This window comes from Salinibacterium sp. SWN139 (assembly GCF_015864625.1).
Lineage (GTDB): Bacteria > Actinomycetota > Actinomycetes > Actinomycetales > Microbacteriaceae > Rhodoglobus.
The window spans coordinates 308905-326904 of sequence record NZ_JADYWV010000002.1; the positions used below are offsets into that span (position 1 = coordinate 308905).

An 18000-nucleotide genomic window follows, 5' to 3' on the forward strand; every position below is an offset into this window, starting at 1 on the left:
ATGAGGTTGCACATTCCGCTCCCGCTGCGCTGGTCAGATGTAGACGCGTACCAACACGTCAACAACGCCGAAGTGTTTCGCCTGCTCGAAGAGGCGCGCATTCACGCATTCTGGCCAGTAGCGGGAGCGGATGCGCCCCTCACCGCCGTGCTCGATGGTCGCCCCGGCGGCGACACCATGACGCTCATTGCGCGGCAAGAAATCGAGTACCTGCTGCCGATCCCGTACATGCGCGAACCCATCGACATCCAGATGTGGATCGGGCGCGTCGGGGGAGCAAGCCTCGAAGTTTGCTACGAGATTTACAGCCCGGAGGGCGCTGAACCGCAGCTGCTTTTCGTTCGAGCATCCACGACATTGGTGCTTGTTGATGCTGCAACCTCACGGCCCATGCGCATCAGCCAAGCGCAACGGGCTGTATTCAACGACTACGCCGAAGAACCGCTTCAATTCGCCAAGCGGCGTTAGTTGCACGCGCTAATTCCCAGGTGCTAGCTGTCAGACGCTAGTTGCCACGCACTAGCTGCCAGACGCTAGTTGCCGAGCCTCGCGTCGTCGTCGCCCTCTTCGTCTCTGAATTCGGCGTCAAGGTCGGTGGGTTCGAACCATTCGGCAATCGCGTGAGCGCCCCGCGCCTCTAGTAGTGGAGCCGCCAGTTGAAAGAGCTCTTTGCGGCTCTCGATGCCTGAGCCCAGCGGAAGGGCTACGTCGATGCCGGCAGCCTTCGCCTCACTCGGGCTCATTCCCATGCTGCCTGCAATAACCGCAAGCCACCCGCTCGGGCCTTTAGCGCCGCGCAGGTAATCGACAACTTTGCCGTCGAGCGACTGCGAATCGAAGCGGCCCTCGCCGGTGAGAATAATGTCGGCGCTGGCGACGACCTTGCTCAGGCCAATGGCATCCGCCACAAGCTGGGCGCCGGGAACGAGCTCGGCACCGAATAGTGCCACGAGGGGAGCGGCCATTCCGCCGCCGGCACCGATGCCGGGCAACGCGCAGATTCCGGCGGCAGAGAAGCCGCGCTCGACAGCCAGCGGCGTCTCTGCCAGCACTTCGGCAAGTCTGGTGAGCCCGGCATCCAAGACAGCGACATCGGATGCCGAAGCCCCCTTCTGAGGCCCGAAGACGTGGGCTGCGCCCTGTTCTCCCACCAGTGGGTTGGTCACATCGACGGCGATGCGCCACTGCGTCTCCAGTGCGCCGGCGATGAGCCCGCTGAGGTCGATCGTTGAGAGGGAGGCTAGTGAGCCCCCTCCGGGTGCCAGTTCGTCGCCCTCGGCGTCGAGGAATCGCGCACCGAGTGCGCGGAGGATGCCTGTGCCGCCGTCGGTGGTTGCTGAGCCGCCGAGAAAGAGTGTCACGTCGCGCGCGCCTTTTTCGATGAGGCGTGCGGCGATGAGGCCGACGCCGTAGCTGTCGGCGCGCAAAGCCTGTAGCGGCACGTCGCTGACGTAGGGGAGTCCGTTGGACTGCGCGGCTTCGATGATCGCCCGGCGACCTTCGCTGTCGAGTCCGTAGCTGGCTTCGCGTTCGCGACCGATGGCATCCACCGTCGTCATCGTGAGCGCCGGCTGGAGCCAGGCGGCCAGTACGGCGTCGAGGGAACCTTCTCCGCCGTCAGCCATGGGGAACGTGAGCACGGTGGCTGACTCGGGAAGCATTTCGCGGACTCCACGTTCGAGAGCCGCCGCGGCATCCGCAGCGCTCAGGCTGCCTTTGAACGAATCGGGAGCGATGACGACGACAGGATTATCAATTGCTGGCACCATTCGACCCTAGCGTGACACTGGATGGTTGCCGTGCGCACGCAAAAAGGGGCCGCCCGAAGGCGACCCCTTTTCGTGAGTTACAGCACCGAAGTGCTGAAAGCTACAACAGTATTAGCTGGTGAGGCCGTCTACGTAGTCCTGGTTCGCTGCAATCCAGTCAGCAACGATGGGCTCGAAGTCGGTTCCTTCGTACTCGTTGTACATGACGTTCTCGAGCGAGTAAAGCAGCTCGGAGTCCATCTTGAAGCTCGAGATCCACTCGGTGACCTCAGGCATGTCGTCGCTCAGGGTGTCGCGTGCGAAGGAGTGAATTTCTTCAACGTCTCCGAGCGTTCCCTCGGGGTCAGCAAGGTCCTTGATGTCGAATGCATCGTAGGCCCAGTGCGGACGCCAGAGAGTAACGGCAATGTTCTCGCCGTTATCGAGTGCAGCCTGCAGTTCAGCAAGCATGGCGGGTGTCGACGAGGTGAGAAGTTCCATGTCGTCGAGGCCGTAGGTCGGCATGGTGTTGTTCAGGACTGCTTCAGTGAGTCCTGCACCAGGCTCGATACCAACGATGCGGTTGCCGAAAGCGTCAGCGTTTGCTGCGAGCTCGTCGAGCGAATCGATGGGGGCATCAGAGTTGACTGCAACGGTCAGGCCAGCTTCGCTGTTCCATGCGCCGAGGTCTTCAATGGTGTCGCCGTACTCTTCCATCAGGCTGGCGTGAGTGATGGGGAGCCATCCGTCAAGCGCGATGTCGTAGTCACCGGTGCTGAGGCCCGAGAAGATCGGGGTAACGTCAGCGTATTCGAGCTCTACGTTGTAACCCTTTTCTTCAAGGATTGCCTTCCAGAGGTACGAAACTGCTTCGCCCTCAGGCCATCCGTTGAATACGGCAATGCTGAGATCCTTGCTCTCAACAGCGTCGCCGGACGCGGTGTCGTCTCCGCCTGCGGCGCAAGCCGACAGACCGAGGAGCGCAGCGGCTCCGATTGCAATTGCAGCACGTGTCTGCTTCTTCATGGTGTCGTCCTTTTCTGTCAACGCTAAAGCGTCGACGATGTTGACGTCGATGCATACAGGATTTTCTGCATGCGGGAAACGAGCGCGGGTTGGCGCCCGAAAATTAGCGAACGGGGGGAGTGTGTTCGGCTGGTTCGGTCGTAGCGGCCGAGCTGTCTGCGGTGGTGTCAACCACTTCGGATTCTTCGCTACGGCTACGAACCTTGAAGGATTCGATAATGAACTGGAAGTAACCCTTGCCCGATCCGAAGGATGCCGTGAGGCGGTCCAGGAAGATGGCCAAGATAACTACAGACAGTCCAGCCTCGAAGCCGAGTGCGACATCCGCTCGGCTCAAGCTCTGGATAACGGGCTGGCCGAGGCCGCCGGCACCAACCATGGACGCGATAACGACCATGGAGAGCGAGAGCATGATGACCTGGTTGATACCGGCCATGATTGACGGCAGAGCCAGCGGAAGCTGAATCTGACGAAGGATGCGGCCGGGCGATGCGCCGAAAGCCTGTCCGGCTTCAACAACTTCGCTATCCACACCGCGAATTCCGAGTTCAGTGAGGCGAACACCGGGTGCAAGAGCGAAGAGCACAGTTGCCACGATTCCGGGAACATCACCAATGCGGAACAGGATGAGCGCAGGAATCAGATAAACGAAGGCGGGCATCGTCTGCAGGAAGTCCAAGATCGGCTTCACGATGGTCGAGACCGTTCGGTATTTAGCCGCCAGAATTCCTAACGGAACACTGATAATGATGGCGAGGAAGGCCGCGACGAGCACGAGCGCCATGGTGTCCATCGCGTTTTCCCACTGGTCAAGCGTGAGAATGAGCAGAAAACCAAGGATGCTTCCTACCGAGAACATCCAACCGCGAGCCACAAAAGCAATGACGGCGAAGATGATCAGGATCACCCAGAAGGGTGGGGAGGTGAAGAGGAAGTTCATTCCGTCGGAGATCGACGCAATGATGAACTTGATGACGTCGAAGAAGGCGCCAAAAGTTTCAGTGATGTAGTCAATGCCGTCTTCGACCCATTGGCCGAGGGGAATTCTGAGGAAGTCGTTCATCGTGCGTCCTCCTTCGCGTCGGAATTCGTATCGCTGGCGTCAAGGGCATCGGTAATAACCGAGGTCGAGACGGTAAGCGGGGGTTCGATGACCTGAAGCTCACCGGTGTCTGTGGTGACGTTGCCGAGAGCGGCAAGCAGAGTGACGCGAGGAACGACACCCTTCAAACGACCACGCTCGTCGATGACGGCCAGCGGAAGCGGGCTTTCCACCGAGGGAACGAAGAGCTCCGACAGGTAGGTGTCTTCGGTCACGGCGCTGTATTCGTCGCTCAGGATCGAGGTCATGTCGCTGATGCCCTTACGGACGAGCTTCATGGCATCGGCGTCACGAACAACCCCCTGAAGGGTGCGGTCGCGGCTGATGACGAATGCGGTCGACGTCTGAAGGTCACGCATGATCTTCAGAGCTGCACGCGGTCCGCCGCTAGCGAAGACTGTCGCCCGGACAGGCTCCATCACGCTGGCTGCGGTGAGAACGCGAGAGCGGTCAACATCCTGAACGAACTGAGCAACGTAGTCGTTGGCCGGGTCGGTGAGGATGTCTTCTGGCGTGCCGATCTGAACGATGCGGCCATCGCGCATCACTGCGATGCGATCTCCGAGGAACATTGCCTCGTTGAGGTCGTGAGTGATGAAGATGATGGTCTTGCCGAGTTCGGTCTGAAGCTCAAGCAGTTGCTCTTGCATTTCACGACGAATCAGCGGGTCGAGAGCGCTGAACGCCTCGTCCATGAGGAGGATGTCGGTGTCGGCAGCGAGGGCGCGGGCGAGACCGACGCGCTGCTGCATTCCACCGGAAAGCTCGGAGGGCATCTTGGCGCCCCAGCCCTTGAGGCCGACGAGGTCAATCGTCTTCTGCGCCCGGGCAAGACGCTCAGTCTTGGGCATCCCTTGAACTTCGAGCGCGTACGCAGCATTCTCGAGCACCGTGCGGTGCGGGAACAAAGCGAAGTGCTGGAACACCATTGAGATGTGGCGGCGGCGAACATCGCGAAGCTTGGGGCCAGAAATACCCGTGATCAGGTCGCCACCGACTGTGACGCTGCCCGAAGTGGTTTCCCAGAGGCCATTAAGCATGCGGATGAGGGTCGACTTTCCTGATCCGGAAAGGCCCATCACTACGAAAATTTCGCCCGGGAGAACATCGAAGCTTGCGTCGATGACAGCAGCAGTTCCGAGCTCTTTGATCTCATCGCGGGAGGCGCCGTGCTGGAGCCTCTCAACGGCTTCCTGGGGGCGGCGGCCGAACACCTTGTAGATGTTCTTCGCGCTGACAGCAAATTTCTCGGTCACGTTCTCCTGATTACTCGGCACCTTTAGGGCTTCGCTTCTCTCGGTTACGGTCCGGGTTGAACGCAGGGCTCTGTCGAATCCGGAGTAATTCTGATGGGAATCGATAGGGGAGCGCTTTCGGAGCAACTCCACTGCGAATCAACCGTACGAGCGACATCCCGGTAACGGGGTGGCGCGCGCGGCCTGATTTCGTAGCACCTTGCCTACAGGGCCCAAAAAAGGGGCACACTGGCAGCAAGGCCGATATCAACGGTAACGTTTTTTGGGTTTTTCCGCAGTTTCAGGTCCACCAGAGTGGGGACATCCAGTGACGGCGACCGGGCGCGATCCGCGGCACAGCAGGGATCGAGCGGGGTCATCTTTGTTACTTGTTTGTTACCTATCGGAACTAAAAGAGCCGTCCAATTTGACGAATCGGGGCCTTCTAGCGAGGAGGGCGCACCATGCCCTCTTGCGCAACACTGGCGATGAGCCGGCCAGCACGGTCGTAGATGCGGCCAAGCGAGAGGCCACGGCCACCGATCGCGTTGGGGGACTCTTGCACATAGAGGAGCCACTCATCGACCCGAGCTTCGCGATGCCACCACATAGCGTGGTCAAGGCTCGCCACCTTGATTCCGGGAGTGACCCACGCGAGGTCGTGGCGTCGCATGATCGATTCCAGAATCGAGTAGTCGCTAGCGTAGGCCAGTGCGGCCCGGTGCAGGTTCATATCGTCGGGCATGGGGCCGACCGACTTGAGCCACACTGCTTGATGGGGCACATTGCCGCCATCAACGCTCATAAAGATGGGCGAGGTTACGTACCTCATGTCGAACGGGCGTTGCGATGACCAATAACGGGCTACCGGATGATCGACGCTCGCCAGTGACTCAGCAGTCGTCGGCAGGGACTCCGGGTCGGGAAGGTCGGCGGGCATGTCGATCTGGTGGTCGAGTCCTTCATCGTCATCCTGGAATGAGGCGATTGCCGACAAGATGGGCACGCCATCTTGATAGGCCTGAGTACGTCGCGTCGAGAACGAGCGACCATCGTGGATGCGGTCGACCGAGAACGTGATCGGGAGGTTGACATCACCCGGGCGCAAGAAATATCCATGCATCGAATGCACGACGCGATCCTCGGCGAGAGTGCGCTGCGCGGCAACGAGAGCCTGCGCTAACACTTGCCCGCCGAAGACGCGGCCCTGCGGCATCCACTGGCTGGGACCAGTAAAAATGTCTTCGCTTGTTCGCGCGCCGGTGTCGGTCAGATCGAGGGCAGTTAGAAGCCCAGCCATAGGGTCGCTCATGCCTGTAGTTTAGAGGCCTATGACTGGATCGTTTACTTTGGTGGATTCCCTCGCGCTGGGAGATCTACAGGTTTTCTTGGGCCGAGCTGCCCGAGTCGATGAGGGCTCTGTGCGACTCATCGGTGGCGCCGGCGTTCTCGCCGTCTATGTGTCTGTTCTTCACCCCGCCGGGCTCCTCGACCAGAGCCCCACCGTGCTTGGACTGCGCACCTTCGCTTTGTCATCAACGGATGACTTCGATGCCGTCGTTCCGGTTCGCTCCCTGCTTGGCCGCATTGAGAGCGCCGTCGAGGCTTCAGCCGCTAGCTTTTCTGAGCCGGTTGCCGTCAACTTGCCGATGAGCGTCAACACCGTCACGTGGGCCGCAATTTCGCCACCGCGCGGGGGATGGGTCGCGATCGATTCTGTTCCGAGTGCTGTGCTTGAAGAAGCTGCGCGGGCAGGAATCGAAGAAGTCGCCGCAGCTATTCCCACCGGAACCGGCGAAGCGATCGTGCACAAAGTGCGCACCGAAGTATGGGGGCGTCCGCTGGACGAACCCGACTACGTGCCGGCCGGTGCAGGGTTCGCCGCCGTTAGCTTGGGTTTTCTCGCCGACGATGAGGCGGCATCCGTTTTTGAATCTGGAGCGTGGACGCGACTATCGACCAAGCGTGGTCACATTCTCGTGAAGCGCCGCGCCTGGTCAGTGGCGCGCTAGAGGGTTTCTACTGCTCGGCTAAACAACATGCCCATGAACACGACCGTCGTCGCAAACATGATGGCCATGACGCCGAACGCTGCCCACATCGGCGCTAGTCCTTGACCGGTGCGCTTCTTGACCACAACACAACGGCCGATGACGTAGATCAGCCAACCGAGGAAGATGAACGCCCAGTGGAAGGGGCGGTCAATGCCTCGATTATCGAGTTCGCGTCGGTCAAAAATCGCTAAGGGAATGTTGACCAAGAACAACAGCCAACCGGAAAGCATCATCCACAGGTAGCCGGGGTCAACGAGCAGACGTAGTTGGGCGTCGGTCGGAGTGTCGGTTGGGCGCGGCACAAGCGCATCAAGGTCGATGGCGAAAAGCCCGGGAAGCGAAATCAACGGCAAGAGCACGAATACCCAGATTTGCCAGGTGTTCGTTCCGGTATCGCTGACGTCGCTGGGGGCCGCGTAGGTGTAGTTGGCCGCAGGATTTACTGCTGACGGGGCGGCAGCCGGTGTTGCTGCCGGTGCCGTTACTGCAGCGGGCGAAGCGGGGGTGATCGGCGGCACCGAATTGGCCGCTGCCGGCGCTGCTGCTGGCGCTGCTGCTGGCGCTGGCGCAGCCGGTGCCACTGGCGGTGTCGGCGCGGCTGGCGGTGTCGGCGCGGCTGGCGGTGTCGGCGCGGCTGGCGGTGTCGCCGGAGCTGCGGCGGCAGGAGCAGGAGTCGGCAACGGGGTCGCATCGGCGGGAACCGAGTTAGCGGCCGCCCAGGCCGTTCCGCTCCACCAGCGGGGTGCTGCTCCTCCGGCGGGATCGCGGTACCAACCGGCGGGAGGAAGGGGAGTCGATGCGTCGTTCACGCTGCGATTCTACTGGCGGTGCGGCACAAATCTGACACTTACTCGCTCGCGACACTCCGCCCCGCAACGCTTCGCCCGGCGGAGCGCCCGCTGAACAAACACCCACCGAGGAAGGTGCCTTCGAGGGCGCGGTAGCCGTGCATGCCGCCGCCTCCGAATCCGCTAGCTTCGCCGGCTGCCCAGAGACCGGGAACGACCGTCCCCTCGGCATCCAGCGCACGCCCCGAGAGATCGGTCTGGATGCCGCCCAAACTTTTGCGCGTCAGAATGTTGAGCTTGACCGCAATCAGCGGTCCCGCTTTGGGATCGAGGATGCGGTGGGGCTTCGCCACGCGAATCAGCTTGTCTCCGAGATAGTGGCGCGCCTGGCGCAGCGCAGTGATTTGGGAATCCTTGGTGAATTTATTGGTGAGTTCGCGATCCCGAGCTTCGATCTCGCGGCGCACGTGAGCGGCGTCGATCGCAATGTCGGGGGTGAGGTTCTGCATGCCGTCGAGTAGCTCGTCGAGAGTGTCAGCCACCACGAAGTCAGCGCCGTGCTTCTTGAACGCTTCGACGGGACCGGTGGCGCCCGTGCTGAGCCGTTGCTTGAGCAACTCGAGCATGCTTTTGCCCGTGAGGTCGGGGTTCTGCTCGCTACCCGAGAGGGCGAACTCCTTCTCGATGATCGACTGTGTGAGCACGAACCAGGAGTGGTCGTAGCCGGTGGAGACGATGTGCTCGAGCGTTCCGAGGGTGTCGAAGCCGGGAAACAGGGGAGCGGGCAAGCGGTGACCGGTGGCATCGAGCCACACGCTCGAGGGGCCGGGCAAGATGCGGATGCCGTGCTGCGGCCATACCGGATCCCAATTCTGGATTCCCTCGACGTAGTGCCACATGCGGTCGCCGTTGATGAGGCGAGCTCCGGCGCTTTCGGCGATGCCGAGCATCCGGCCGTCGACATGCGCGGGAACGCCGCTGAGCAAATTCTTGGGTGCTGAGCCCAATCTGGTGGGCCACTGGGCGCGCACGAGATCGTGGTTGCCGCCGATTCCACCCGAGGTCACGATCGTGGCGGGAGCACGGAGTTCGAAATCACCGACTACGGTTCGGTTGCTTGCCGCACCACGCACCGCGTCATCCGGGGCCAGTGTTGCTCCACGGACGCCCACGACGGCACGGTTCTCGGTAATCAGTTCATCGACACGGTGGCGCACGTGAAGGGTGGCGAGCCCCTTCTCGATGCCGCTGCGGAGAGCCGCAACAAACGGCTCGATCACCGCGGGGCCGGTGCCCCACGTGATGTGAAACCGCGGAACCGAATTGCCGGGGCCCAGGGCGGTATACCCGCCGCGTTCGGCCCAGCCAACAACGGGGAAAAACTTCACCCCGCGCTCGCGGAGCCACTCGCGCTTCTCGCCGGCAGCAAACTGAAGATAGGCCTCCGCCCAGCGGCGCGGCCACTCGTCTTCGTCTCGATCAAAACCGGCAGTGCCGAACCAGTCCTGCGTAGCGAGCTCGAGAGAGTCTTTGATGCCCAGCCGTCGCTGTTCAGGCGAATCAATGAGGAACATCCCGCCGAACGACCACCACGCTTGGCCGCCAAGACTCGCCTCTGGCTCCTGCTCGACGAGCGCGATGCGCTTGCCCGCCGCGAGTAATTCAGCCGCCGCGACCAATCCGGCGAGGCCTCCGCCGACAACGATCGCGTCCAATTCGGGGGACTGCGGCATCCGTGACTCCTTCGACACTGAGTGCCGCCGACATTGGCGACCCCTGCGCTGACAGTATGCCGGTCATCCTCACAATCTGGGGCAACTTTGGCGTGGAACCTTGTGCCCCGCCCACGGGGTAGGTACCGTCAGATTAACTCCGAGCGACGAGGCTCGGGTCAACCTGTGATTTACCAATCGCGGTTGTGAGGATCGCTAGAGCGCAGCACATCAGCAGGCGCAAAGGCGGATCGGAGAAACGATGAGTACCACCGTGCCCGTGAAAGCCCCGATGTCTGGAGCGAAGAAGCAAACTCCTGAGTTTGTGCAACTTCTTGACCCAGACGGAAAACGGCTAAGCGACGAACTCTACGACCCTTGGGTGTCAGACGTCACCGGTGATCAGCTCGCGAGTCTCTATGAAGACCTCATCATCGTGCGCCGTATCGATACGGAAGCAACCGCTCTACAACGTCAGGGCGAACTCGGCCTCTGGCCGCCGCTCTTGGGGCAAGAAGCCGCGCAGGTCGGCTCTGCTCGCACGCTGCGCCCCGACGATTTCGTTTTCTCCAGCTACCGCGAGAACGCCGTGGCCTACTGCCGTGGTGTGAAGCTGCCCGACCTCGTGCGGGTCTGGCGCGGAACAGCGGCTTCAGGCTGGGACCCCTTCGAGATCGGCATGGCAACGCCCGCCGTCATCATCGGCGCCCAAACGCTGCATGCCACCGGCTATGCCGTCGGGTGCACATTTGATGGCGTCGACAGCGTCTCGGTGGCCTACTTTGGCGACGGCGCCACGAGCGAGGGCGATGTCAACGAAGCGATGGTCTTCGCGGCCTCCTTCAACGCTCCCGTAATTTTCTTCTGCCAGAACAACCAGTGGGCGATTTCTGAGCCCGTGGGCCTTCAGGCTCAGCGGCCTATTGCCGATCGCGCTCCGGGGTTCGGGATTCCGAGCATCCGGGTCGATGGCAACGACGTGCTGGCCGTCATGGCCGCAACGCGCAGCGCTCTCGATCGTGCGCGCACCGGCGGCGGCCCGACCTTCATCGAGGCCGTGACGTACCGTCGCGGGCCCCACACCACCTCTGACGACCCGAGCCGCTATGTCGACCCGGTGGTTGCACAAGAGTGGGAAGCCAAAGACCCTATTGCGCGCGTGGAAGCGTTTTTACGCAGCGAAGGAGTGCTGACCGACGAACTGGCGGCATCCATTCAGGCGCGAGCAGACGAGGTGGCGGCAGAATTCCGCGCCGGATGCTTGGCGCTCAAGAACCCCGAACCGCTCAGTGTGTTCGACAACGTCTATGCGACCGAGCACTCGGGGCTCGCGCGTCAAAAGAGCCAGTACAAGGCCTACCTCGAGGGATTCGACAAATGACAGAACTCACTCTGGCGAAAGCTCTCGGCTCGGGGCTGCGGCGCGCCCTCAGCGACGACGACAAAGTGGTCTTGCTCGGTGAAGACATCGGAACCCTCGGTGGCGTTTTCCGTGTCACCGACGGTCTGCAGCGCGACTTCGGCAAGGACCGCGTTATCGACACCCCGCTCGCCGAGGCCGGCATCATCGGCATGGCCGTGGGCCTCGCGTTCCGTGGCTACCGCCCGGTCTGCGAAATTCAGTTCGACGGCTTTATCTACCCGGGCTTCGACCAGATCGTCGCCCAGGTCGCCAAGCTGCACTATCGCACCGGCGGAAATGTGCGGATGCCGCTGACGATTCGGGTTCCCTATGGCGGCGGTATCGGCGCGGTCGAGCACCACTCGGAGTCGCCCGAGGCGTACTTCGCCCACACTGCCGGCCTGCGCGTAGTCACGTGCTCGACCCCGCAAGATGCCCACAGCATGCTGCGCGAAGCGATCGCGAGCGATGACCCGGTGTTGTTCTTCGAACCCAAGCGGCGCTACTGGACCAAGGGCGAGGTCGACGAAGATGCCACCGGTCTGCCCATGGGTAAAGCCCGGGTGGTGACCGAGGGAACCGACGTCACGCTCGTGACCTACGGCCCGCTCGTCGCGACGGCTCTGGATGCCGCAGTCGCCGCCGCCGATGACGGAATTTCTATCGAGGTGGTTGATCTTCGCTCGCTCTCGCCGGTCGACTTCGACACCGTGTCGGCGAGCGTGCAGAAGACCGGGCGGCTCGTGATTACCCACGAAGCCTCGGAGTCTGGCGGCCTCGGTGCCGAGATCGCTGCGACGCTCACCGATCGTTGTTTCTACTACTTGGAGGCAGCGCCAGTGCGCATCACGGGCTTCGATGTGCCGTACCCGGCCGCAAAGTTGGAGGACCACTTCTTGCCTGACCTTGACCGCATCCTTGACGGTGTTGACCGTGCGCTGGGTCGCGTGAATTCACTCACCGGTTGGAGCGCGTAATGGCTGTCAAAGAGTTTGCTCTGCCCGATTTGGGTGAGGGTCTGACCGAGTCTGAGATCGTTGAATGGCATGTTGCTGTTGGCGATCTTGTCACGCTCAACCAACCCATTGCTGAGGTCGAAACGGCGAAGGCCATTGTGTCGTTGCCGTCTCCTGTTGCGGGCATTATCTCGGCGCTGCACGCTGAGCCTGGCTCCACCGTGCAGGTCGGCACCCGCATTGTGACGTTCGAATTGGATGGTGGCGCTGGCGCCGAGAGTGGGCCGGATGCCAGCAGCGCGTCAGCTGATGCTGGCACCGACGCCGGGGACGCAAACGCCAATGCTGGGGGAGCAAAGGATAGCGACGGTGGCGCTACGACCGTCGCTGAGGCTGCCCCGGAACGCAACGCGGTACTCGTCGGCTACGGTCCTGCCGTGGAGAGCGGCAAGCGCCCCACGCGCAAGCCTCGTTCAGCAGCAGCAACGACTCCGTCGGCTGCTCTGGCAGCGAATCCGGCGGCGGACGCAGAAGCGGTCGCCGCCGCCCCAGAGCCCGCGTCCGAGCCTGTCGTCACACCCACCGACGCCCGCACTAAGACGACTCCGCCGGTGCGCAAGCTCGCGGCCGATCGCGGCGTCGATCTGACGCAACTGAGCGGCACAGGCCCCGAGGGCATCATCACGCGCGACGATGTGTTGAGCGCGGCAGAACAGTCGCCCGCCGACACGCAGTCGGGCGAAGACACTGCGGCGGGAGCATCCGCACCGCAGGCGGCGAGAGCCTTCGCGGGCACACATCCGCGCGAGACCCGCACGCCGATCAAGTCGGTGCGCAAGGCAACCGCGGCCGCGATGGTGGCGAGTGCGTTCACGGCGCCCCATGTCACCGAGTTCTTGACGATCGATGTGACGCGCACGGTGGAGCTAGTAGCGAAGCTGAAGGCGAAAGGCACCGCAGCATCCGTTCTCTCCGTTGTCGCGAAGGCGCTGTGCATCGGTGTCGCGCGCAACCCCTCGCTGAACTCGCGCTGGGATGCCGAAGCCAACGAGATCGTGGAGTTCGGCTACATCAACCTCGGTATCGCGGTTGCGACGCCACGGGGCCTGATGGTGCCGAACCTCAAGGATGCCGACGCCATGAACCTGGCCGAACTCACCGAGTCAATCGGAGATCTGGCCCGCAATGCACGCGCGAGCAAAGCAACTCCGGCATCGCTCAATGGGGGAACTATTTCGATCACCAACGTGGGCGTCTTCGGCATAGACGCGGGCACCCCCATCCTGAACCCGGGAGAAGCCGCGATTCTGGCGATGGGTGCTGTTCGCAGGATGCCGTGGGAACACCACGGCGACGTCGCCCTGCGCGACGTCATGACCTTGAGCCTGTCGTTCGATCATCGCCTTGTTGACGGTGAGCAAGGGGCGCGTTTCTTGACCGATGTTGGTTCGATTCTGAACGACCCCGGCACCGTTTTGACGATGGTGTGAAAGCAGCGGTGGCCGCAACAGGTAAGAATGGTCTTATGACCGAGAATCTCGACCCTGCTGCGGCCACCACTTCTTCACGCGCTCCGCGTCGTTTGTTGGTTGGTGTTTTCGCGCTCGCTGCTTTTGTGATCGCGGCAGACCAGCTGAGCAAGTGGTGGGCTGAAACCAATCTCGGTGGCGGCATCAACATCCCCATCATTGGTGATCTGTTGTCGTTCCAGCTCGTCTACAACCCCGGCGCTGCCTTCTCGCTTGCCGAGGAATACACCTGGGTGCTCACGATCATTGCGGCGCTCGCCGTAGTCGCGATCACGTGGTACGCGTGGACGGTTCAGTCGCGCGCCTGGGCCATCGCGCTCGGCATGCTCCTCGGTGGTGCGATCACTCACCTTGGTGATCGCCTGTTCCGTGACCCCGGTTTTGCGCGCGGTCACGTCGTCGACTTCATCAACTACAACGGCTACTTCATCGGCAACATCGCCGACATTGCCCTTGTGGGCGGCGCGATCATGATCGTCATCATCTCTCTCATGGGAATCGCCGCTAAGCCCGAACCCGTCACGAGCAGCGACGCGGATGCTCCGGCGGAAGCAACGACCACCGAATGACCGATCTCAGCCTGCGCATGCCCAACACGCGGTTGCGGGCAGTGCTCAACCTCGGAACGCAGCGCTCGCCGGCGCTCGACCTCCCGCCGGCGCTGAAAGCTCCCGAGCTCTTTGGTGACTGGGACGACGAAGCCCAGCTGAGTGATCTCTACGTCGAATATCCCGACGGGCAACTGCATTTCGAGACAACGAGCGCGGGCAGCGACCACCACTTCCACACTCCGGCCGGCGACCATCGCGGCTCGAGCCCGTGGTCGGCTAACGACACCCGCGTGCTCCTGCAGTGGGCAACGCAGCTTGCCAGCGCCTTTCACGCCCTTCTGCCCAAACTGCTCGACGACATCACGCAGGCTGCCGCGTGGCACGATGCGGGGCTGGATCTCTACATTTGCGAGGTCGAAGAGCCAGTGCAGCTCGATCTGCTCGAGATCGAGGTCGAGGGAGAGCTCTTGACGCTCCCGTGGCTCGGTGCGGGCACAGTGACTCATGACCACATCGAGGGCGAAAATCATCCGATCGCGCTGCTCTGGGGTGCAGGGGATTCCGAGCCCGACCGACCGATTGCTCAAGCGTGGACCGATCCGCGCACGGGCGAGCCGCGCTCTAAAGCCGTGCCCGGTGTTGACTGGAACGTCATTGGGCTTGCTGCCGAAGAAGTGTTGCCGTGGCTTGAAGGCATTTACCTCAACCACCATGTGATTCCGGATGCTGCAGGAACGCTCCTGAGCGCTGTGCTGCGCCGCCTCGGCGGTCTGTCTTCAGACCGCGCCTCGTCGTAGCGCTCGTAGCTAGTCGAAGCTGATCGACGGCTCGTCGCTGACCGAGAGCGTAAGCACGGCCTTCTTGATCAGGTCGTTACCCTCGATCGAGCGTTCGAGCTCACGCAGCTGACGTGCGACTTCTTCTTCGCGGTGGTTGCCCTCCAGGTCGATGGCGGCCACGACGAACAGTTGTGACGGGCCCACGAATTCGAGGTGCAGATAGGTGACGCGACTGATTTCGGGATGCTCGGCGAGAGCCCGCCCCGCTACAGCGCGAGCAGCATCACCCGGCGTCTGACCGACGAGGAACCGACGATTGCGGTTGATGAGAACGATCGCAACCACACCGAGAAGGAGGCCGATCGCTAGCGAACCAACGGCATCCCACACTGAATTGCCCGTGAGCTGGTGCAGCAGGATGCCGAAGAAGGCGATGGTGAGGCCGATCAGGGCGGCAGCATCTTCGGCCAGCACCGCACGAAGGGTGGTGTTGGAACTGTTGAGCGCATATTCGAGGGTGCGGCGGCCGAAGCGCGCAGCTCCCTTTTTGGCTTGAACCATCGACTGCACGAAGGACACGCCTTCGAGCACAGCAGCGATCGCGAGCACGAGGTAGGCGATTCCGAAGTCACTGGCGGGTTCTGGGTCGATGAGCTCGGAGATTCCGTGCTGCACCGAGACCACAGCGCCCGCGGTGAACAAACCAACGGCCGCGAAGAGTGACCAGACGTAGGTCTCACGCCCGAATCCCAGTGGATGGCTCGCGTCGGCTGGCTTCACCGCTCGCCGTTCGGCAATGAGGAGAAAGATCTCATTGCCGGCGTCGGCCCACGAGTGTGCGGATTCGGCGAGCATCGAGGCCGAGCCGGTGATCAATGCTGCGATCGATTTTGCAATTGCTACGAGAAGGTTCGCAACGAAGGCGACCACGACGGTGCGCACTTGTGCTGTTTTCTTGGGAGCGTCACTCATAGTTACACGCTAGTACCGTGGCTCCTCGCCGCGGTACGCAGGGCTGGTCGATCTGCACCGAGCGCTGCGTCAGTCTCCGACTGCACCGGCACTCCTGGTGCCGCCCCGGACTTGAAAACGAAGCGTCGCTGCACCTGGAAGCTGATGATGTAGAGCGTGACGTCGGAGAAGACCTTGGCAATGACGAGCGGAACGCCCCAGTCGACGAGCACCGAGAGCCACACGTAACTGGAGGCGACGAGCGCGAGCGCGAGAATGACGTAGCGCAGGGCATCCCGCGCCACATGGTCACGATTGTTGGCGTTGAACACGAGGTGGCGGTTGATGAGGAAGTTCACGGAGGCGCTCACGAGCCGTGCGCCGACGACTGACACGAGCAGCGACTGCGTGAAGGCAAAGAGGATGAAGAGGCCGATCGCGTCGATCAGGAATGCGGCCAGCGATGAGGAGATATAGCGCAGCAGTGGCGCAAACACTTTCACCGAATCGACGATCGGGCGAAAGTGTGAGGAGGCATTGTGCTGCAAGTAGACCGTCTCAATCTCGATTTCTTCGATCCGGATGCCGGCCGAGCGCGACCCGAGCAACACGTTCAGCTCGTACTGAAACCGTTCGCCCTTGATGCTCAGTAACCAGTCGAGCATCGAAGCGGGATAGCCGCGCAGCCCGGTTTGAGTATCGCGCACGGCAACACCGGTCGCGAACTTGAAAGCTGCGCGTGAGACGGCGTTGCCGAAACGGCTGCGGGTGGGAACATCGCCCGCAAAGGCGCGACCGCCGAGAACCATGGCGCCGTCGGACGCCTGCAGTTGGGCAACCACCCGCAGGATGTCTCCCACTGTGTGTTGGCCGTCGCTGTCAGCGCAGACAACGGCCTCACCGGCGTGATTTGTGCGGATGGAGCGAAAGCCGAATTTGAGAGCGTGACCTTTGCCGTGGTTGTCGTTGTAGCCGATCACGTCGGCGCCAACGCGCTGCACAGCAGCGAACAGGTCGGCATAGGCCGGGCCGCTGCCGTCATCCACGATGACGACGCGGAGCAGGGGTGCCGTCGCGCGCAGATCGCACACGAGTTGCACAAGGCGGTCATCCGGTTCGAAAGAGGGGATGAGGATGATCATGATGCGGCTCCCACGTAGAGGATGTCTGAGGTTTCGCGTTCTCCGCCGTTGGATGGTTGGTTGATGACGGTGCCGTTGAAGTACATGGTCGATGAGCCTCCACCGTCGAGGTTGTAGGCGGTGGTGGCGCCGAGATCTTGCATGATGACCGCGAGGTCGGGCAGAGTCACGCCAGAGCTGTAGCCGGGGTCGCGGCCGTCGACGACGACGAAGACGAGATGGTTGTCGTCGATCACCCCGACAGCGGTACGGGGTTGTTCGCCCTGAACGGAGTGGTTGCCAAAGTTGGTGTCGATCTCGACGTTTTCAATACCGGCAACAACGTCGCCGTCTTCGACGATTGCAGGCCCGAAAGAGAGCGTGTTCCAGACGCCGTCGGCGATCAGCTCGTCGGCAGAGGTGGTGGTTTCGTCATAGACCTCGACGCTGCCGTCGAGATAGAACGCGAGCCCATCGCGGGCAGGTTCGTCGCGGTAGGTGACGCCGTTGCGGATGACGATGCCGGTGTCTCGAAAGCCGTAGTAGTCGCCGTTGATGGCGAAGATCGCGTTGTGCTCGGCCGCGATTGACGAGGTGAGATCGATGATGTTCTCGCCGAAGCTGTTCTGGGCAAACGCCGACCGCAGGGCAGTGGCATCCGTCAGTTCGACGTCCGCGACGTAGTAGGTGACGGTTTCAGCACCGCTGCCGGTGACGACCGTGGAGATTGTGACGTTGGCGTCGTCGGAGGTATAGCTGGTGTCGGTAAGAACGGGCTCGGTCGTCGCTGCGGCAGTCGGCTCGGTACTCGTGGTGCTGGTGCTGTTGTCGGCTTCGTACTGGGCTACATCCGAAATCTCGACGTGCTCAATGACGAATCGATCGAGAGCCCACGCAGCGGTGCTGCCCAGACCGAGCACGAGCACCAGCACGGAGCCGATGACGATGTGCCGTTTTCGAAGAGGTTTCTTTCGCATACCTCAAGAAATACGCGCGGCAGCTATCACTCTCAAATGGGGACGCTGTGAGGTTGCCATGACGTTTGA

Annotated in this window: 17 protein-coding genes; 7 read left to right on the forward strand and 10 right to left on the reverse strand. The window is 62.0% G+C overall.

What is annotated here, in order from left to right; translation table 11 throughout:
• A complete protein-coding gene (locus I6E74_RS06670; RefSeq protein ID WP_197124160.1) occupies positions 1-468 on the forward strand; it encodes a thioesterase family protein in 468 nt (155 codons plus the stop codon).
• Between the two features lie 65 nt (positions 469-533).
• On the opposite strand, the gene I6E74_RS06675 is transcribed toward I6E74_RS06670, so the two are convergent.
• The 5 genes from I6E74_RS06675 to I6E74_RS06695 form a co-directional block, all read right to left on the reverse strand.
• A complete protein-coding gene (locus tag I6E74_RS06675; RefSeq protein WP_197124162.1) occupies positions 534-1769 on the reverse strand; it encodes a glycerate kinase in 1236 nt (411 codons plus the stop codon).
• 111 nt (positions 1770-1880) lie between these two features.
• The gene (locus tag I6E74_RS06680; RefSeq protein WP_197105980.1) at positions 1881-2774 is read right to left on the reverse strand and encodes a glycine betaine ABC transporter substrate-binding protein; all 894 of its coding nucleotides are present in this window, start codon (positions 2772-2774) and stop codon (positions 1881-1883) included.
• A gap of 103 nt (positions 2775-2877) precedes the next feature.
• Positions 2878-3837: a proline/glycine betaine ABC transporter permease gene (locus I6E74_RS06685; RefSeq protein WP_197124164.1), complete on the reverse strand. Its 960-nt coding sequence runs from the start codon at positions 3835-3837 to the stop codon at positions 2878-2880.
• Entirely contained in the window at positions 3834-5132 is a 1299-nt protein-coding gene (locus I6E74_RS06690; protein WP_197124166.1) for a glycine betaine/L-proline ABC transporter ATP-binding protein, read from the reverse strand. The genes I6E74_RS06685 and I6E74_RS06690 overlap by 4 nt, the downstream gene beginning before the upstream one ends.
• A 424-nt stretch (positions 5133-5556) precedes the next feature.
• Positions 5557-6423, reverse strand: a complete 867-nt coding sequence (locus I6E74_RS06695) for an acyl-CoA thioesterase II (protein ID WP_197124168.1) — start codon at positions 6421-6423, stop codon at positions 5557-5559.
• A gap of 19 nt (positions 6424-6442) precedes the next feature.
• Here I6E74_RS06695 and I6E74_RS06700 point away from each other — a divergent pair, with 19 nt between their 5' ends.
• On the forward strand, positions 6443-7123 hold the full coding sequence (locus I6E74_RS06700; protein ID WP_197124170.1) for a hypothetical protein: 681 nt from the start codon (positions 6443-6445) through the stop codon (positions 7121-7123).
• Here I6E74_RS06700 and I6E74_RS06705 read toward each other — a convergent pair.
• Together I6E74_RS06705 and I6E74_RS06710 are read right to left on the reverse strand one after the other, a co-directional pair.
• Positions 7120-7974, reverse strand: coding sequence for a hypothetical protein (locus I6E74_RS06705; RefSeq protein WP_197124172.1), 855 nt, complete (start codon positions 7972-7974; stop codon positions 7120-7122). The genes I6E74_RS06700 and I6E74_RS06705 overlap by 4 nt on opposite strands.
• A gap of 38 nt (positions 7975-8012) precedes the next feature.
• Positions 8013-9686, reverse strand: a complete 1674-nt coding sequence (locus I6E74_RS06710) for an FAD-binding dehydrogenase (RefSeq protein WP_197124174.1) — start codon at positions 9684-9686, stop codon at positions 8013-8015.
• 241 nt (positions 9687-9927) lie between these two features.
• On the opposite strand from I6E74_RS06710, the gene pdhA reads away from it, so the two are divergent.
• Genes pdhA through I6E74_RS06735 form a run of 5 tightly spaced genes read left to right on the forward strand, consistent with a single transcriptional unit; the run spans position 9928 to position 14900 of the window.
• Positions 9928-11046 (forward strand): pyruvate dehydrogenase (acetyl-transferring) E1 component subunit alpha, encoded by a 1119-nt coding sequence (gene pdhA, locus I6E74_RS06715; RefSeq protein ID WP_197124176.1) that lies wholly within the window; start codon positions 9928-9930, stop codon positions 11044-11046.
• Entirely contained in the window at positions 11043-12044 is a 1002-nt protein-coding gene (locus I6E74_RS06720; protein ID WP_197124178.1) for an alpha-ketoacid dehydrogenase subunit beta, read from the forward strand. Before pdhA ends, I6E74_RS06720 begins: the two co-directional genes overlap by 4 nt.
• The gene (locus I6E74_RS06725; RefSeq protein WP_197124180.1) at positions 12044-13513 is read left to right on the forward strand and encodes a dihydrolipoamide acetyltransferase family protein; all 1470 of its coding nucleotides are present in this window, start codon (positions 12044-12046) and stop codon (positions 13511-13513) included. The genes I6E74_RS06720 and I6E74_RS06725 overlap by 1 nt, the downstream gene beginning before the upstream one ends.
• A 35-nt stretch (positions 13514-13548) precedes the next feature.
• Positions 13549-14121: a signal peptidase II gene (locus I6E74_RS06730; RefSeq protein WP_231601145.1), complete on the forward strand. Its 573-nt coding sequence runs from the start codon at positions 13549-13551 to the stop codon at positions 14119-14121.
• The gene (locus I6E74_RS06735) at positions 14118-14900 is read left to right on the forward strand and encodes a hypothetical protein (RefSeq protein WP_197124182.1); all 783 of its coding nucleotides are present in this window, start codon (positions 14118-14120) and stop codon (positions 14898-14900) included. The genes I6E74_RS06730 and I6E74_RS06735 overlap by 4 nt, the downstream gene beginning before the upstream one ends.
• A 9-nt stretch (positions 14901-14909) precedes the next feature.
• Here the strand turns inward: I6E74_RS06735 and I6E74_RS06740 are convergent, their stop codons facing one another.
• Genes I6E74_RS06740 through I6E74_RS06750 form a run of 3 tightly spaced genes read right to left on the reverse strand, consistent with a single transcriptional unit; the run spans position 14910 to position 17931 of the window.
• A complete protein-coding gene (locus I6E74_RS06740) occupies positions 14910-15854 on the reverse strand; it encodes a cation diffusion facilitator family transporter (protein ID WP_197124183.1) in 945 nt (314 codons plus the stop codon).
• Positions 15855-15856: 2 nt separating this feature from the next.
• A complete protein-coding gene (locus I6E74_RS06745) occupies positions 15857-16975 on the reverse strand; it encodes a bifunctional glycosyltransferase family 2/GtrA family protein (protein ID WP_197124185.1) in 1119 nt (372 codons plus the stop codon).
• Positions 16972-17931: a phosphodiester glycosidase family protein gene (locus tag I6E74_RS06750; RefSeq protein ID WP_197124188.1), complete on the reverse strand. Its 960-nt coding sequence runs from the start codon at positions 17929-17931 to the stop codon at positions 16972-16974. The genes I6E74_RS06745 and I6E74_RS06750 overlap by 4 nt, the downstream gene beginning before the upstream one ends.
• Positions 17932-18000: the final 69 nt, after the last annotated feature.

Coding starts and splice junctions, on each gene's coding strand:
- I6E74_RS06670 (WP_197124160.1), top strand. CDS start 1: ATGAGGTTGCACATTCCGCTCCCGCTGCGCTGGTCAGATGTAGACGCG.
- I6E74_RS06675 (WP_197124162.1), bottom strand. CDS start 1,769: ATGGTGCCAGCAATTGATAATCCTGTCGTCGTCATCGCTCCCGATTCG.
- I6E74_RS06680 (WP_197105980.1), bottom strand. CDS start 2,774: ATGAAGAAGCAGACACGTGCTGCAATTGCAATCGGAGCCGCTGCGCTC.
- I6E74_RS06685 (WP_197124164.1), bottom strand. CDS start 3,837: ATGAACGACTTCCTCAGAATTCCCCTCGGCCAATGGGTCGAAGACGGC.
- I6E74_RS06695 (WP_197124168.1), bottom strand. CDS start 6,423: ATGAGCGACCCTATGGCTGGGCTTCTAACTGCCCTCGATCTGACCGAC.
- I6E74_RS06700 (WP_197124170.1), top strand. CDS start 6,443: ATGACTGGATCGTTTACTTTGGTGGATTCCCTCGCGCTGGGAGATCTA.
- I6E74_RS06710 (WP_197124174.1), bottom strand. CDS start 9,686: ATGCCGCAGTCCCCCGAATTGGACGCGATCGTTGTCGGCGGAGGCCTC.
- pdhA (WP_197124176.1), top strand. CDS start 9,928: ATGAGTACCACCGTGCCCGTGAAAGCCCCGATGTCTGGAGCGAAGAAG.
- I6E74_RS06720 (WP_197124178.1), top strand. CDS start 11,043: ATGACAGAACTCACTCTGGCGAAAGCTCTCGGCTCGGGGCTGCGGCGC.
- I6E74_RS06725 (WP_197124180.1), top strand. CDS start 12,044: ATGGCTGTCAAAGAGTTTGCTCTGCCCGATTTGGGTGAGGGTCTGACC.
- I6E74_RS06730 (WP_231601145.1), top strand. CDS start 13,549: ATGACCGAGAATCTCGACCCTGCTGCGGCCACCACTTCTTCACGCGCT.
- I6E74_RS06735 (WP_197124182.1), top strand. CDS start 14,118: ATGACCGATCTCAGCCTGCGCATGCCCAACACGCGGTTGCGGGCAGTG.
- I6E74_RS06740 (WP_197124183.1), bottom strand. CDS start 15,854: ATGAGTGACGCTCCCAAGAAAACAGCACAAGTGCGCACCGTCGTGGTC.
- I6E74_RS06745 (WP_197124185.1), bottom strand. CDS start 16,975: ATGATCATCCTCATCCCCTCTTTCGAACCGGATGACCGCCTTGTGCAA.
- I6E74_RS06750 (WP_197124188.1), bottom strand. CDS start 17,931: ATGCGAAAGAAACCTCTTCGAAAACGGCACATCGTCATCGGCTCCGTG.